Here is a 14,941-nt window from a genome sequence, read left to right as displayed (position 1 = left end):
TATTTTGCTGCTGTTTAATGACTCAGCACATCAATGTTTTGTTTGGCCAACATTTCAGTTAACAGGATAAGCGGTAAACCTATTAGCGTGTTAGGATCTCGACCTTCAAGACGACTGAATAGTGCTATGCCTAGCCCTTCGCTTTTAAAGCTTCCTGCGCAGTACAAGGGTTGTTCCTTATCCACGTAGTAACGTATTTGCGATTCGGTTAATGTTCTAAAGTGGACGGTAAAGGTTTCATACTGTGCATCAAAGCTATCGTCTGCAACATTGTAAAGTGCCAATCCGGTATAAAAGGTGATCGCCTTACCTGAGCATGCCATCAACTGTTTAACGGCATTTTCTGTGTTAAGCGGTTTTCCAATAATCTCACCATCGATCACCGCAACCTGATCCGAGCCGATAACAACGCCATTTGTTTTTCCCTTAGCGCCTGCGACGGCTTTAGCTATGGCAAGGCGGGTGACTAGGTCGGGGGCGGTTTCATCCTGCATAGGGGTTTCGTCTGTGTCTATTGAGCAAGTTTCAAAAGGGATGCCCAGTTTTTCTAAGAGTAGTTTTCGATAACTGGATGTTGAAGCAAGAATGACAAGTTCTGACATTAATAGACCTTTTAATCTTAAGCATGATTTTGTACTAAACGAACGGGTAAAGCGTACGAACTTTCGTTTGGTTAGCCGCTATTGTGACATATTGCTTATACCAGTGCAGATTTCTACGACGATTAGACTAAAATTAACGGCGAATGCGTTAATTTTAATCGTGCGGGGCTTGAGTATCCACTAGGGCTTGGGTAGAATTTTGCCTCCGATAATTTTTGTTTTATCCGCGAGTTTTTTAGGAATCGTTATCTTGATCCTTAAAGGTAGTAAATTTTCCTTTGACTCCGAGTAATTCAAACTATAATATGCGCGCCTTATGCAAACAGTAAAGATACCGGTTTCAATTGATCCAAACCGCGCAGCGGCAAGCAAGCTTTCTTATGAAGGCATGATTCCTGGTGTGCAGTTAAAGCGATTAAATGAGTTATGTGCCGGCGACTGTTCCGATGTGGCAGTGTCGCTTGAATGTAACGTGGATATACAGGGGATAGTCTACCTGAAAGGGAAGGCTGTGACGGAGCTCACTCTGAATTGTCAACGTTGTATGACACTATTTACTACTGAGGTTACGGTCGAGTTTTGTTTTAGCCCTTGCGGGTCTGAAGCAGAAATCGATGAGCTCCCGGATGCGTATGACCCTATTGAGTGCAATGAGATAGGTGAAGTTCGTCTGCATCAATTGATTGAAGATGAATTGATAGTTGCTATGCCTTTGATCCCAAAGCATGTTGACGATAGTTGCAGCGAAGGTGATCAAGATATAGTGGTAGGCGAGATTGAACCCGCTCAAGAGGAGCGTCCAAATCCGTTTGCAGTGTTAGAAAAACTGAAGAGCAAGTAATCTAGGAGACAGGTCAAATGGCTGTACAACAGAATAAAAAATCTCGTTCAAAGCGCGGTATGCGCCGTTCACACGATTCATTGAGCACTGCTCAACTATCTGTGGATGCAACGAGTGGTGAACTACACCGTCGTCACAATGTGACTGCAGACGGTTTCTACCGCGGTCAAAAGGTTATCAACAAGTAATTTGTTGATAATTTTATGACTGATCTGACGCTTGCGTTAGATGCGATGGGGGGCGATTTTGGCCCCTGCATCACAGTGCCTGCAACCCTGCAGGCACTTCGCTTATATCCTTTTCTTAGAGTCACTTTAGTTGGTGATAGATCGCAAATAGAGCCGCTATTAAGCCAATGTGATTCTTCTTTATTGTCCCGAATTGAAATTCTTCATACGACAGAAGTCGTTAAAATGTGCGATAGGCCTGTGCATGCTTTGCGTAATTGCAAACAAAGTTCAATGCGCCTTGCTATCGAATTAGTTCGTGATAATAAAGCTCAGGCCTGTTTAAGTGCTGGTAATACGGGTGCTTTGATGGCGATATCTAAGGTATTGCTTAAAACCCTGCCAGGAATCGATAGACCCGCATTGGTCAGTTGCCTGCCAGCGGTTAATCATAAACCCGTCTATCTGCTTGATCTTGGTGCCAACGTCTCATGTTGTAGCGAGACCTTGTTTCAATTTGCCGTGATGGGCTCAGTGCTTTGTGAAGCGGTTGATAAAAATCCCTCTCCGAAAGTGGCTTTACTTAATGTCGGTATCGAAGAGATAAAGGGCAATGATCAGGTTCAGCAGGCTGGGCAATTACTGCAACAATCACCACAACTCAATTACACCGGGTTTATTGAAGGCGATGATATCTATTCAGGAAATGTTGATGTTATTGTCTGCGATGGTTTTGTAGGTAACATTACACTTAAAACCTCAGAGGGGATCGCCAGACTCCTCGTTCATCAGTTAAAGCAGGGATTAACTCAAGGCTTTTTTGTACGATTAATGGCCAAGTTAATCGCCCCGCGCATTAATAGTGTTTTAAATCAGATGAACCCCGACCACTATAATGGGGCAAGTCTGATAGGATTGCGCGGAATTGTAGTAAAAAGTCATGGAAGTGCGGATCAATCTGCCTATTTACAAGCAATTAGTTTGGCAGTGACCGAAGCACAACGTCGACTCCCCAAGATGATTGAAGAACGTCTTGAGTCGATCCTTTTAGACATAAATAACTGATATCTCCTTATGCATACAAAAATTCTCGGAACTGGTAGTTATTTGCCAGCGCAAGTCCGTAGCAATCTCGATCTGGAAAAGATGGTTGAAACCAGTGACCAATGGATTGTTGAACGTACCGGTATCTCAGAGCGCAGAATAGCGGCCAATGATGAATCAGTATCAACCATGGGTTATCAAGCGGCGCTAAAGGCGCTTGAGATGGCGGGTATTGACGCTAGCGAGTTAGACATGATTGTTTGCGGTACCACCAGTGCCAGTAATGCATTTCCTGCAGCAGCATGTGAAATTCAAGCCCTATTAGGTGTTCATACTATTCCCGCTTTTGATATTGCAGCCGCATGTTCTGGTTTCGTTTATGCGTTGTCAGTAGCAGATCAATTTGTTAAAACCGGCGCGGCTAAGAAAGTGTTAGTCATTGGTGCCGATGTACTGTCACGTCTTTGTGAACCAGATGACCGCTCAACAATTATCTTATTTGGTGATGGTGCTGGAGCCGCTGTTATTGGCGCCTCTGATAGGCCTGGTATCTTGTCTACCCATATCTATGCCGATGGTCGTCAAGGTGATCTGTTAAAATGTTCATTTCCTCCCAGAGCCAGCGAAACATCTGAAGCGGTTGGTTATATGACGATGAAAGGGAATGACGTGTTTAAAGTTGCGGTAACTCAACTGTCTCATGTGGTTACCGAAACTCTACGTATTAATCAGATCGACAAGTCTGAAATTGACTGGTTGGTGCCACACCAAGCTAACTTTCGTATCATTAAAGCCACCGCGAAGAAGTTAGATATGAACTTAGATAAAGTGGTGTTAACGCTAGCCAAACACGGTAATACCTCAGCAGCATCTGTGCCAATCGCATTAGATGAAGCTGTTCGTGATGGTCGTATTCAACGCGGTCAGCTATTGCTGTTAGAGGCTTTCGGTGCAGGTTTTGCTTGGGGCAGTGCATTAGTTCGTTTTTAGTGTTGTTTCTTATACAATACATTGATTTAGTAAAGGTATAAAAAATGGAAAAAATTGCTTATGTGTTTCCTGGGCAAGGTTCTCAGGCCGTAGGAATGTTGGCTGACTTAGCAGCGGAGCATGAGATTATTGGACAAACCTTTAGTGAGGCAAGTCAAGTACTAGGCTACGACCTTTGGCAATTAGTTCAAGATGGCCCAGCAGAAAGTCTCAATCAAACTGATAAAACTCAGCCTGCATTGCTCACTGCGAGTATTGCCATTTGGCGTGCTATCAATGCAACCAATGCCGTTAAACCTGATGTATTAGCTGGACACAGTTTAGGCGAGTATTCGGCTTTAGTGTGTGCAGGGGTGATCGATTTTGCTGATGCGGTTAAATTGGTTGAGCTTCGCGGTCAATTGATGCAACAAGCCGTGCCTGCAGGCACTGGTGCTATGTTTGCCATTATCGGCCTCGATAACGATGCGATTCAAAAGGCGTGTGATGACGCCGCTCAAGGCGATGTCGTCAGTCCAGTTAATTTTAATAGCCCTGGTCAAGTCGTTATTGCTGGTGAGAAAGAAGCTGTAGAGCGTGCTGCTACTGCGTGTAAAGAGGCTGGCGCTAAAATGGCGGTGGCATTGCCTGTGAGCGTGCCTTCTCATTGTCAGTTGATGAAACCTGCAGCAGATAAGCTTGCTGACGCTTTAGTGGCGATAAAGTTTTCAGAACCGAAAATTAAGGTGATCAACAACGTTGATGTTGCCGCTCCGTTTACCGCTGATGCGATAAAAGATGCACTTGTGCGTCAATTATACTGTCCAGTTCGATGGTCTGAAACGGTTGAAGCCATGGCGGCCGATGGGATCACTCAATTAGTCGAAGTTGGTCCAGGTAAAGTACTGACAGGTCTCGCAAAAAGAATTAATCGATCGCTGAGTGCTAAAGTGGCTAATGATCCAGCTTCTGTTGCTGCACTAAGCGAATAAAGGAGTTATTAATGAGTTTTAATATTGATTTAACAGGCAAAGTCGCTTTAGTGACGGGAGCGAGTCGTGGGATTGGACGTGCCGTTGCCCAGACATTCGTTGAGGCGGGTGCTACCGTGATCGGTACTGCGACCAGTGAGCGCGGTGCGGCTGCAATTCAAGAATATTTAGGTGATAAAGGTCACGGTCTTGTGCTTAATGTCACCGATAGTGATTCAATTGCTGAATTATTTGCCTCGATCAAAGAAAAAGCTGGCGATGTTGATATTCTGGTCAATAATGCGGGTATTACGCGCGACAATCTGTTAATGCGTATGAAGGAAGATGAGTGGTTAGATATCATAGATACCAATCTGAACTCACTTTATCGCACCTCTAAACAGGTGATGCGCTCTATGATGAAAAAGCGTAATGGTCGTATTATTAATATTGGCTCAGTTGTAGGTACTATGGGCAATGCAGGTCAAACTAACTACTGTGCGGCCAAAGCGGGTTTGATCGGATTTACAAAATCTCTTGCAAGAGAGGTTGCATCTCGTCAAATAACAGTTAATGCTATTGCGCCTGGATTTATCCAGACTGATATGACAGATGAGCTGACTGAAGAGCAGCAAAAAGGTATCATGTCTCAAGTTCCGATGGAGCGATTAGGACAGCCGCAAGAAATTGCCAATGCTGTGCTATTTTTAGCATCGGATTCAGCTGCTTACATAACAGGGGAAACTCTGCATGTAAACGGCGGTATGTACATGGTTTAATCGTTAGTTAAAATAACTAGCTGATTTTGATTGAATTTGGGCGTGAATTTACGTAGGTTTCGTGGTTAGACCACAAAAGTTAAGCTTGCATTGTGTGCCAAATTGAATAAACTACTCGCAATCTTACGCAAGTGCGTAATTTGAATAGGAAAGAAAACTAATGAGCAACATCGAAGAACGTGTAAAGAAAATCATTATCGAGCAACTGGGCGTTAAAGAAGAAGACGTAAAACCAGCAGCATCTTTCGTTGACGACCTAGGTGCAGATTCTCTGGACACCGTTGAGTTGGTAATGGCTCTAGAAGAAGAGTTCGACACTGAGATCCCTGATGAAGAAGCTGAAAAGATCACTACTGTTCAAGCAGCGATCGATTACGTTTCTAAGAATCAGTAATACTGAATTCTAAAAAAACAGGCGGCATTTATGCTGCCTGTTTTTGTTTGAGCTTATAGCTATAATTGGCACTCGAGGAGTGCAATAGGTAACTTTGCCCCTTCGTGTTATAAATTATTCAATTAATATATAAATTACCTCTTTAAAGAGATAATCATCATTACTTTAGTCAGAAGGTGAAAACGTGTCTAAACGTCGTGTAGTCGTAACAGGTCTTGGTCTCGTCACTCCTGTAGGCAATACCGTAGATACGTCCTGGAAGGCATTAATCTCAGGACAAAGCGGTATTGAGCCGATCACAAAATTTGATGCAACTGAATTTTCTACTCGCTTTAGCGGTTCAGTAAAGAATTTTGATGTTGAACAATACTTGTCAAAGAAAGAGGCCCGTAAAATGGATCTCTTTATTCAATACGGTTTAGCTGCTGGTATTCAGGCAATTCAAGATGCTGGATTGAATATGGAGCAGGAAGATCCTACTCGCGTTGGTACAGCTATAGGCGCGGGGATGGGGGGAATGCCTCTGATTGAGGCGGCGCATTCGGCTCTGCTTAAAGGCGGTCCTCGAAAGATATCTCCATTTTTCGTACCGAGCACCATTATCAACATGATCGCTGGTCACTTATCGATTATGTACGGTATGACAGGCCCCAATTTTGCGGTGACAACAGCTTGTACCACCGGGGTGCATAACATTGGTTTTGCTGCGCGTACCATTGCTTACGGAGATGCCGATGTAATGGTTGCTGGTGGAGCGGAAGATGTGACTTGTCCGCTGGCAGTCGGTGGTTTTGGCTCAGCGAAAGCACTCTCCACTCGTAACGATGATCCTACGGCAGCAAGTCGTCCATGGGACAAAGATCGTGATGGTTTTGTCATCGGTGATGGTGCCGGCGTGATGGTGATGGAAGAGTATGAGCATGCTAAGGCTCGTGGAGCGACCATTTACGGCGAGCTCGTTGGCTTTGGTATGAGCGGAGATGCATTTCACATGACTTCTCCTCCTGCTGATGGCGCAGGTGCTGCCGCTGCAATGGAAAATGCGATTAAAGATGCCGGTATTGAGAAAACTCAAATTGGTTATATCAATGCTCATGGTACTTCTACGCCAGCGGGTGATAGAGCTGAAGTCGCAGCGGTGAAATCTGTATTCGAGCAACATGCTTATGATTTGCTCGTTAGCTCAACGAAGTCGATGACTGGGCACCTTTTAGGTGCGGCAGGTTCGGTTGAGGCGATTATTACTCTGCTAGCGCTTCGGGATCAAATCGTGCCACCGACACTGAATCTAGACAATCCAGATGAAGGCTGCGATTTAGACTTTGTTCCTCATGTCGCGCGTAAGCATACTTTTGATTATGCCTTATGTAATTCGTTTGGTTTCGGTGGAACAAATGGTTCCTTGCTGTTTAAACGTGGCGAATAAGTTACCCAATATTTAAAAAAGCACCGAAAGGTGCTTTTTTTATGTGTAGCGTTAATGACTGATGATAATGGTATTAATTCGTCACTATTGGCAACGTTAAGATATAGGCAGATAATCCAGCCGTCTAATTTGGATTAGGAATATAGTGTGTTAAATGAAGGCGTAGTGCCTCTTGTGCCCTTAGCCGGTATGATAACAGCCGATTTCAATAGTATGGAAAGAGGCGAAATTAGAGCTAAAATCTCACTGGGAATTCGGACTTTTAGTCTAGCTTTCATCGCCTTTGCAATCGTATGGTTTGCTCTATTGGTTACGGCTATTTATACCGGAGGTGATACTAATACTCTGACCGTGTCAAAGTGCTGGCCTTATTTATTTTAGGTATTGCCGCTTATCCTCTGTTTAAGTTTGAACATTTCATCGATGGTGTTTTGCAACTTTGGCTATATCACCAAGCATTACCTATTATCATCATCTCCTGTTTATCAGTGATTACTTTTGGGTGATATGAGCAAGAGCCACATCTGATATCAACTTATGAGTTACGGGGTAATTCATGGCGGCAAACAATACCTCAGTGGCGTTACAGATTATTATAGTCACGTAGCTCATTGTAAGATTTATTTGGCGCATACCTTGGTTTTCATCACCAATATGTAGATCAATAAGCTAATCGGGTATGTATTAGATATTCGCGCTGGTTTATTTGAAGTACACTCTAGTTAAGTAATTCTAACGAGTAGATGCAAATGGCTGGAAAAGAAAGAGATATTACTTTACGTTTTTTGGCTGAGCCCGCAGATGTTAATTTTGGTGGCAAGGTACATGGCGGCGCAGTGATGAAGTGGATCGATTTGGCTGCTTATGCGTGCGCGGCGGGATGGAGTGGCAAGTATTGCATTACCGTTTATGCTGGCGGGATCCGATTTGTTAAGCCAATTCATGTCGGTAACATTGTAGAGGTCAGTGCCAAAGTCGTTTATACCGGACGTACTTCGATGCATCTAGGGATTGACGTCAAGGCTGGTGATCCTAAGAACCCCGAGCGTCATTTAACCACTCATTGCGTCGTGATTATGGTGGCTGTCGATGATGAAGGACTTCCTACGGAAGTACCAGAGTGGATCCCTACGACTGATGGGGATAAGGAGATGCGTGATTCGGCCATTCGCTTAATGGAGATGCGCAAGAAAATTGGCGCAGAGATGGAAGCTCATCTTAAGCCATAAACCTATCAAATGAGAAAGACTCGCCAAATTTGAGGTGCCTGTTGGCACCTTTTTTAGCGCGATGTCATCATCAATTCCTGTTAAATTTTATGCTAAAAATTACTTTGGTTAAATTATTCTTTTATTTCAGCTAGGCGTTGTTTTTCATCTTGGTGCTCAGTGGTCTATGGTAATTTGCCGAACCTCCGACATAGTTTAAGCCGAAAAAGTATCATTGCTACAGATTCGAAGATGATACATATTGGGACACGTTTCGGATCAATTTTAACTGTTCGATAAGCATATCAGTCTCGCTTTAGCGATATAATACACAGGTACCCAACATATGACCGTTTGATCAGCGGTTAGCATAATATTCATTAATTAATAGATAGGATTACAAATGGCAAAGGTCGCATTTTTAGGATTAGGGGTGATGGGTTATCCCATGGCCGGGCATCTGGTTAAGCATGGTCATGACGTCACCGTATATAACCGCACAACCGCTAGAGCTGCTGCATGGGCAGAAGAGTTTAATGGCCAGTTTAGAGAAACGCCGTTTGATGCAGCGAAAGGGCAGGAGTATGTTTTTGTCTGTGTCGGTAATGATGATGATTTACGCTCTGTTTTAATTGGTGAAAATGGCGCTCTTAATGGGATGGACGCAGGAGCAATACTCATAGATCACACCACGGCATCGGCTGATGTAGCTAGAGAGATTGGCGCTATTGCTGCAACGAAGGGCGTTGGTTTTATCGATGCGCCAGTCTCTGGTGGGCAAGCTGGCGCTGAGAATGGCGTGTTGACCATTATGGTGGGGGGAGAGCAAGCCATTTTTGATTCCGCTAAGCCTATCATGCAAGCTTATGCGAGATGTACTGAGCGCTTAGGTGATGTGGGCAGTGGTCAACTTACTAAAATGGTTAATCAAATCTGTATCGCTGGTGTAGTGCAAGGACTGGCAGAAGGCCTACACTTTGCTCGTAGTGCTGGCCTTGATGGTGAAAAGGTTATAGAAGTTATTAGCAAAGGTGCTGCGCAATCTTGGCAGATGGAAAATCGTTATCAGACAATGTGGCAAGGCGAATATGACTTTGGTTTTGCTGTTGACTGGATGCGCAAAGACTTAGGCATCGCACTCGATGAAGCTAGGCGAAATGGCTCTCAATTACCATTAACGGCATTGATTGATCAGTTTTATAGTGATGTGCAGGCTAGCGGCGGTCAGCGTTGGGATACGTCTAGCTTACTGTCTCGTTTAGAGAAACATCGTAAATAGTAAGCATGGTACTGAAAAGAAAAGGACTGTATCGCAGTCCTTTTCTTTTTATATCGGCTTCTGTTAACAATTACTTTTCAAAAAACGCTAGCCGTTATCTAACTAGATTGAGTCTTAGACTTAGACAGGGTCAATCACAATATGCTCTAGTTCGACCGCGGCTGCTGCATGCAAGGCATCCATAGTTGCTCCGACGAGGGAAATCTTCCCTTGGCTAGATTCGACTAACACCGCGCGGTTAATCTCACTAAAGTCGCGATTATGACGAACCATGGCTGATAGTGCCATCTGCATCGGTAACATTGATGGGTTAAATGCCGCACTTTCGGCGTAACGACCGCAGAATGTTTGCCCATCTTTGGTTTCTAATACTACAGCAGCATAGCTCTCAGTGTATGGGGCATAGCTTAAGCTTGCATGATCGAGAGCTTCAATGATCATTGGGTCTGAGCTGTCTAATGCAAACTCATGTTGCTGCTTAGAAAGTAGTGGGCTGGTGATATTTAGATCGCTTGGCCCAAATGCATAGGGTAAATAGTGCGATAAAGGCTTGGCATCTTGGCTTGGGAGGTGGATCTTTATTGTCTGCCCAGACACTAGCTCATTCATAAATTGACGACAATGGCCACAAGGTGATTCATTTACTATGATATCTTCGATTGCGGTCTCGCCACTTAACCAAGCGTGACTTATGGCGCTTTGTTCGGCATGAACACTATGAAACAGCGCTTCACCACTTAACTCTATGTTTGCGCCCATATAGATATCGCCACTTTTACCTTTAGCGATCGCACCCACATAAAACTCACTGATTGGAGGCTTGGCTAGTGCCGCAGCAATCGGTAATAATTTTAATAGTAGTTCATCGACAGGTAACTCTGCGGCTGCCGCCAAATCGGCAATCTGTTGTGCGTCGATATGACCAGCAAAATCTTCATTCAGAATGGGCACCAACTTGTCTGCCAATACTTGTGGCAGTTGAGCTATGCAGTGAATAAATCTATCTTGCATCAGCTTGATCCTTAATTGTTAAGCTATTGGAAAATCATTTTAGTAACTAAGTTACCATGATAATGGGATCGGAATCCCATTTCATCGGATGTTTCGGCTACAAATGGCTAAGATAATGACATAAAGCCTGTAATAATTTCTGTTTTTCTTCATCGCCGTCGGTTTCATTGAGCAAGGTTTCTAATCTGATAAGGTAATCGGGATCATTTAGCCTTTGCTGGCAAAACTCTCGCCAGCGATATTGCTCTGAATCATCGAAGGTCTCAGGATAGTTACGGCCGCGATATCTAAACAACATCTCTTTAAGTCTAGGATCATCGAAATGCAGATCAAGTGCCGCAAGATTGTGTGGTTGAGTATGGCGGATTATCTCCATTTTATTTTTATCAGCACTGCTAAAGAAACCGCCACTGTAGAGTTGTAAATCGGGATCTGTTATCTCATTCCCATGATCTGTATCGAAGACTGCAACGAGTTTTTCTCTAATTTCAGGATGTTTTCTTAATCGTTTATATTGCTCACGCGCAAAATCTTTATCTATTGATAATCGCTGTGCATTTTCATCGGTAAGACTTTTTGCTGGGGCTAGAAAGGGGCACTTATTGATATGAATTTGTTTTAGTCCAATAGGTAGCTCATCGGGGGCTAAATCGGCGCGCGGCGTATACATACGCTGTTTGATCTGCTCAACGTCAAGTTCGATTAGCGGGGTAATATCCATGGCCAAATTGACACATATAATGGCATTTTTATTAGTACTATGATGGGCAACGGGGGCGATGAGTGTTGTGCATCCATGTAGTGCACTTATTTTTGAACTGACATGCAATAAAGGTTGCATATTGAGCACATCAATCAGTTTGGTTACTTCGGTTTTTTTACGCAAACTAAAATAGAAATCAAATAGTTTAGGCTGCATCTGTTTGATTAATTTAGCCATATCAATGGTTGCGTATACATCCGACATCGCGTCGTGCGCTTTTTCATGACTGAGGTTATTGGCTTGGGTCAGGTGTTCAAGCTTAAAACTTGGAGCACCGTCTTCTTTCGTTGGCCAGTTAATACCGTCAGGTCTTAATGCATAACAGGCTCTGACGAGATCGATAATGTCCCAGCGTGAGTTTCCCTGCTGCCACTCCCTGGCATAGGGATCGAAAAAATTACGGTAAAAGCCATAACGGGTGATTTCATCATCGAATCTCAGGGAGTTGTAGCCCGCAACACAGGTGTTGGGTACCGAAAATAGCTCATGCACCTTACCCATAAACTCTGATTCAGGAACACCTTTCATATTAGCGAGTTGTGGTGTTATTCCTGTTATCAGAATCGCCTCTGGCGACGGTAGATAGTCATTTGCGACTTTACAATAAAAAGTCACTGGCTCGGAAATGATATTAAGGTCTAAATCGGTACGAATACCAGCAAATTGTGATGGCCTATCTTTTGCCGGATTGGCGCCGAAAGTCTCGTAGTCGTGCCAGAAGATACTTGCTGAATTACTTGATGACATAGGGGAAATTACACAATGAATATTGTGTTCTATCATAGCATCGACAAACTCAAGAGTGCCATTGTCATGCCAAATTAATGGCTATTTAGCAGAGTTTTCTTGCTTTTAGAGTTGGCAGGCCAATTATATCCTAGGTACAATGAGGCTTAATTATAGGGAACCTTCATGTTTGAGTCGCTACTTACCCAGCCGCAACGGTTAGAACTACCCCAAGGCGGATATATTATCTTGACCTTGAGTGAAAATGTAAGCGATCACAGCTTGTTACAGACAACTGGAGGGCATATCGCAGAGTGGGTGATCGTAGAAAGTAATGACTATAAGGTAAGTCTTCTAGCTCGTGTTCATCCTTTTCTTAAACTCGAGATTCACTCGAATTTTGTTGGCGACGTAAATAATGATGCCGATCAGCTCATTAGCCGTACCGCGGGTCAAGGAGTTCGGCTCTTCAGCGCGATTGGTTATTCACCATCTATTTGTGCAAGCATATTGCGCCAAGGCTTGGTGATTAAGATCACTGCCGAGTTATCTGGGGTAAACTTTATTCCTTTATTCGATAAGCAATGGCAACTAATCGAATTAGAGCGTGATTATAGGATGTTTGGCGCACCGTATGAACTTCGCCGTGCTAATGCTGTTTTAGCGCGAGCGCGTGATTTTCAATTAACCCCGGAAAAATTATTACTTGAGATTAGCGAGATTGAAATAGTTAGAGGTGAATTGCGATCTTTTGTCGATAAGCGTCAAATTCATGAGCATCGCACACTTCTGAACGACATATCTAATCTTGATACCCAGTTACAGCGCCGAAAACAGTTAATTTCACGGCAATATCACCAATCGTTAGAGCGGGTCAATTGGCAGCATGCGGCCAATCATGTGGATAGTTTTGAGGTGTTGCAACGTAAAATTGAGTCTTATCAGTTACTCGCTCCGCCTGAACTTAATGCGATGGTTGAGCAGCTATTTGTTGATGATAGTGAGTAATATTCTTCAGGGCTGTTAATCTTTTGAGCTTAATTTTTATTCTAATTCAATGATGTTAGTGGCAACCGAGAGCGACAGGACTTAACGGGTTAATCTGAAAAGCTCATAACACGGTAATAGCATTACTGAAACGTCAACAGGCCTTAATATTGTTTAAATATTTTCGGAAAATACCATGAATTATCGTTGCCCAATCTGTCTGCAACCTTTAAATCTTAATCAAATGACTTGGTCTTGTAGTAACAATCATCGATTCGATTGTGCAAAAGAGGGCTATGTCAACCTCCTGCCTGTTCAGAAGAAACGTTCAAAAGATCCTGGTGATAATAAGGAGATGATGTTTGCTCGCAGAGAGTTTTTAAACAAGGGATACTATCAAGCGATGAGCGATAGAGTTAATCAGTTGGCTGTCCAGTTTGCACTGAGTGCTGTACGAGGGCTAGATATAGGTTGCGGCGAAGGCTACTACTCTCATCGATTGCAGCAACAGATGGTGTCACGAGGTGAGTTTGCACTCAACGGTGTCGATATCTCTAAATCGGCACTTAAATATGCGGCAAAACGCTATAGAGATATCGATTTTTGTGTCGCAAGTAGTTTTGAAATGCCTTTTGATGATAACTGTTTTGATTTTATGTTGAGAATATACGCTCCGTCTCTTGACGTTGAACTTAGGCGAGTAGCGAAAGACGGTGCTATTTTGATCACTGTTTCGGCAGGGCCACAGCATCACTTCGCGCTAAAAGAGTTGATTTATGATAATCCAAGGCCTCATCCTGATATAGTGAGTGAGATAGAGGGATTTGAGCTGATCCATAGTGAGCGAGTTGAACAGGTTTTACAGTTATCTGATGCTGTCGATATTCAACATTTTTTAGCCATGACTCCTTATAATTGGAAGTTTACTGCTGAACAAAAGCAGGAATTAACAAAACAGGCCTTTGAGTGTGAGTTAGATTTTAAGATTGAAGTTTTTCGAGCCAACTAGCTTGTTAGCTGTTGTTTAAGCTATCTATTTTTACAGTGTGATTGGGAGTTAGTGTTTTTATACAAATTTTATCTTGATTGATTTGGAACAACTGACAGAAATTTAAGTAAAAAATCGGAATTACGACGTTCAATGGTTGTTGACATACTGCCAGAATGATTTATAGTAATTGGAGCTTGAAGGTTGGGCTTAACTTTATGTGTTCAATACGACCAGTTCGTCCTGTTAACATAAGTAATACCGGCATTTTCCAGCTCTACTGCCGTTTAAGGCTTTATTTTATTTAGTTACAGGATTTATATCATGTCTCAAGTTACTGGCGTTGTTAAGTGGTTCAACTCTGACAAAGGTTTTGGTTTTATCGAGCAAGAGTCTGGCCCAGACGTTTTCGTACACTTCCGTGCGATCAACTCTGACGGTTTCAAAACTCTTGACGAAGGTCAGAAAGTGCAGTTCACTGTGACTCAAGGTCAAAAAGGTCCACAAGCTGAGAACGTAACTGTTCTTTAAGCTGACCTTTAGTAGCTAACGCTACTAAAAATATTAATAAGGGCTACGATTTATCGTGGCTCTTTTTTTGTATTAAAAATTCTCAAACCCTCCAATTAATGCCATTTACATTCGTTAATTACGCCGCTCTATCCACTTTTCTGGCATTCATTTTTGATCCTAGCTCTACGTGAAATAAAGATGATTTAAGCGAGAGCATTAGTTCAAGCGTGTCATTAAAAGCCAGTAATATACTATTTATACTGACTTGGCATG

Annotated in this window: 16 protein-coding genes; 13 read left to right on the top strand and 3 right to left on the bottom strand. The window is 43.1% G+C overall.

All coding sequences use genetic code 11. The annotated features are described in order from the left end of the window. Positions 1-14: 14 nt before the first annotated feature. The gene (locus tag K0I73_RS11205; RefSeq protein ID WP_220061217.1) at positions 15-602 is read right to left on the bottom strand and encodes a Maf family protein; all 588 of its coding nucleotides are present in this window, start codon (positions 600-602) and stop codon (positions 15-17) included. Positions 603-918: 316 nt separating this feature from the next. Here K0I73_RS11205 and yceD point away from each other — a divergent pair, with 316 nt between their 5' ends. The 10 genes from yceD to K0I73_RS11155 all read left to right on the top strand — a co-directional run bounded on the left by yceD (position 919) and on the right by K0I73_RS11155 (position 9,680). Further along, entirely contained in the window at positions 919-1,443 is a 525-nt protein-coding gene (gene yceD / locus K0I73_RS11200) for a 23S rRNA accumulation protein YceD (RefSeq protein ID WP_220061216.1), read from the top strand. Between the two features lie 17 nt (positions 1,444-1,460). Beyond that, complete coding sequence (gene rpmF / locus K0I73_RS11195) at positions 1,461-1,631, top strand: 50S ribosomal protein L32 (RefSeq protein ID WP_020913118.1); 171 nt, start codon at positions 1,461-1,463, stop codon at positions 1,629-1,631. Between the two features lie 15 nt (positions 1,632-1,646). After that, positions 1,647-2,675, top strand: coding sequence for a phosphate acyltransferase PlsX (plsX, locus tag K0I73_RS11190; protein WP_220061215.1), 1,029 nt, complete (start codon positions 1,647-1,649; stop codon positions 2,673-2,675). A 9-nt stretch (positions 2,676-2,684) separates the two neighbouring features. Next, positions 2,685-3,644 (top strand): beta-ketoacyl-ACP synthase III, encoded by a 960-nt coding sequence (locus K0I73_RS11185; RefSeq protein ID WP_220061214.1) that lies wholly within the window; start codon positions 2,685-2,687, stop codon positions 3,642-3,644. Between the two features lie 44 nt (positions 3,645-3,688). Further along, a complete protein-coding gene (gene fabD, locus K0I73_RS11180) occupies positions 3,689-4,615 on the top strand; it encodes an ACP S-malonyltransferase (protein WP_220061213.1) in 927 nt (308 codons plus the stop codon). 11 nt (positions 4,616-4,626) lie between these two features. After that, positions 4,627-5,373, top strand: coding sequence for a 3-oxoacyl-ACP reductase FabG (fabG, locus tag K0I73_RS11175; protein ID WP_220061212.1), 747 nt, complete (start codon positions 4,627-4,629; stop codon positions 5,371-5,373). 160 nt (positions 5,374-5,533) lie between these two features. Beyond that, positions 5,534-5,767: an acyl carrier protein gene (acpP, locus tag K0I73_RS11170; RefSeq protein WP_011865403.1), complete on the top strand. Its 234-nt coding sequence runs from the start codon at positions 5,534-5,536 to the stop codon at positions 5,765-5,767. A gap of 184 nt (positions 5,768-5,951) precedes the next feature. Further along, entirely contained in the window at positions 5,952-7,193 is a 1,242-nt protein-coding gene (gene fabF, locus K0I73_RS11165; protein WP_220061211.1) for a beta-ketoacyl-ACP synthase II, read from the top strand. Positions 7,194-7,942: 749 nt separating this feature from the next. Next, positions 7,943-8,422, top strand: coding sequence for an acyl-CoA thioesterase (locus K0I73_RS11160; RefSeq protein WP_220061210.1), 480 nt, complete (start codon positions 7,943-7,945; stop codon positions 8,420-8,422). Positions 8,423-8,804: 382 nt separating this feature from the next. Further along, positions 8,805-9,680, top strand: coding sequence for an NAD(P)-dependent oxidoreductase (locus K0I73_RS11155; RefSeq protein ID WP_220061209.1), 876 nt, complete (start codon positions 8,805-8,807; stop codon positions 9,678-9,680). Positions 9,681-9,800: 120 nt separating this feature from the next. Here the strand turns inward: K0I73_RS11155 and cdd are convergent, their stop codons facing one another. Together cdd and sbcB are read right to left on the bottom strand one after the other, a co-directional pair. Then, positions 9,801-10,691 (bottom strand): cytidine deaminase, encoded by an 891-nt coding sequence (gene cdd, locus K0I73_RS11150; RefSeq protein WP_220061208.1) that lies wholly within the window; start codon positions 10,689-10,691, stop codon positions 9,801-9,803. Positions 10,692-10,788: 97 nt separating this feature from the next. Continuing rightward, on the bottom strand, positions 10,789-12,201 hold the full coding sequence (sbcB, locus tag K0I73_RS11145) for an exodeoxyribonuclease I (protein WP_220061207.1): 1,413 nt from the start codon (positions 12,199-12,201) through the stop codon (positions 10,789-10,791). 165 nt (positions 12,202-12,366) lie between these two features. On the opposite strand from sbcB, the gene K0I73_RS11140 reads away from it, so the two are divergent. The 3 genes from K0I73_RS11140 to K0I73_RS11130 all read left to right on the top strand — a co-directional run bounded on the left by K0I73_RS11140 (position 12,367) and on the right by K0I73_RS11130 (position 14,686). Then, a complete protein-coding gene (locus K0I73_RS11140; protein WP_220061206.1) occupies positions 12,367-13,188 on the top strand; it encodes a hypothetical protein in 822 nt (273 codons plus the stop codon). 175 nt (positions 13,189-13,363) lie between these two features. Beyond that, positions 13,364-14,176: a 23S rRNA (guanine(745)-N(1))-methyltransferase gene (gene rlmA, locus K0I73_RS11135; RefSeq protein WP_220061205.1), complete on the top strand. Its 813-nt coding sequence runs from the start codon at positions 13,364-13,366 to the stop codon at positions 14,174-14,176. Between the two features lie 303 nt (positions 14,177-14,479). Further along, entirely contained in the window at positions 14,480-14,686 is a 207-nt protein-coding gene (locus K0I73_RS11130) for a cold-shock protein (RefSeq protein WP_028764848.1), read from the top strand. The last annotated feature ends 255 nt before the right edge of the window (positions 14,687-14,941 follow it).

It is taken from the genome of Shewanella mesophila, from assembly GCF_019457515.1.
Classification (GTDB): Bacteria; Pseudomonadota; Gammaproteobacteria; order Enterobacterales; family Shewanellaceae; genus Shewanella; species Shewanella mesophila.
This window is presented reverse-complemented; position numbering and strand designations above follow the sequence as displayed.

Coding starts and splice junctions, on each gene's coding strand:
- K0I73_RS11205 (WP_220061217.1), bottom strand. CDS start 602: ATGTCAGAACTTGTCATTCTTGCTTCAACATCCAGTTATCGAAAACTA.
- yceD (WP_220061216.1), top strand. CDS start 919: ATGCAAACAGTAAAGATACCGGTTTCAATTGATCCAAACCGCGCAGCG.
- rpmF (WP_020913118.1), top strand. CDS start 1,461: ATGGCTGTACAACAGAATAAAAAATCTCGTTCAAAGCGCGGTATGCGC.
- plsX (WP_220061215.1), top strand. CDS start 1,647: ATGACTGATCTGACGCTTGCGTTAGATGCGATGGGGGGCGATTTTGGC.
- K0I73_RS11185 (WP_220061214.1), top strand. CDS start 2,685: ATGCATACAAAAATTCTCGGAACTGGTAGTTATTTGCCAGCGCAAGTC.
- fabD (WP_220061213.1), top strand. CDS start 3,689: ATGGAAAAAATTGCTTATGTGTTTCCTGGGCAAGGTTCTCAGGCCGTA.
- fabG (WP_220061212.1), top strand. CDS start 4,627: ATGAGTTTTAATATTGATTTAACAGGCAAAGTCGCTTTAGTGACGGGA.
- acpP (WP_011865403.1), top strand. CDS start 5,534: ATGAGCAACATCGAAGAACGTGTAAAGAAAATCATTATCGAGCAACTG.
- K0I73_RS11160 (WP_220061210.1), top strand. CDS start 7,943: ATGGCTGGAAAAGAAAGAGATATTACTTTACGTTTTTTGGCTGAGCCC.
- K0I73_RS11155 (WP_220061209.1), top strand. CDS start 8,805: ATGGCAAAGGTCGCATTTTTAGGATTAGGGGTGATGGGTTATCCCATG.
- cdd (WP_220061208.1), bottom strand. CDS start 10,691: ATGCAAGATAGATTTATTCACTGCATAGCTCAACTGCCACAAGTATTG.
- sbcB (WP_220061207.1), bottom strand. CDS start 12,201: ATGTCATCAAGTAATTCAGCAAGTATCTTCTGGCACGACTACGAGACT.
- K0I73_RS11140 (WP_220061206.1), top strand. CDS start 12,367: ATGTTTGAGTCGCTACTTACCCAGCCGCAACGGTTAGAACTACCCCAA.
- rlmA (WP_220061205.1), top strand. CDS start 13,364: ATGAATTATCGTTGCCCAATCTGTCTGCAACCTTTAAATCTTAATCAA.
- K0I73_RS11130 (WP_028764848.1), top strand. CDS start 14,480: ATGTCTCAAGTTACTGGCGTTGTTAAGTGGTTCAACTCTGACAAAGGT.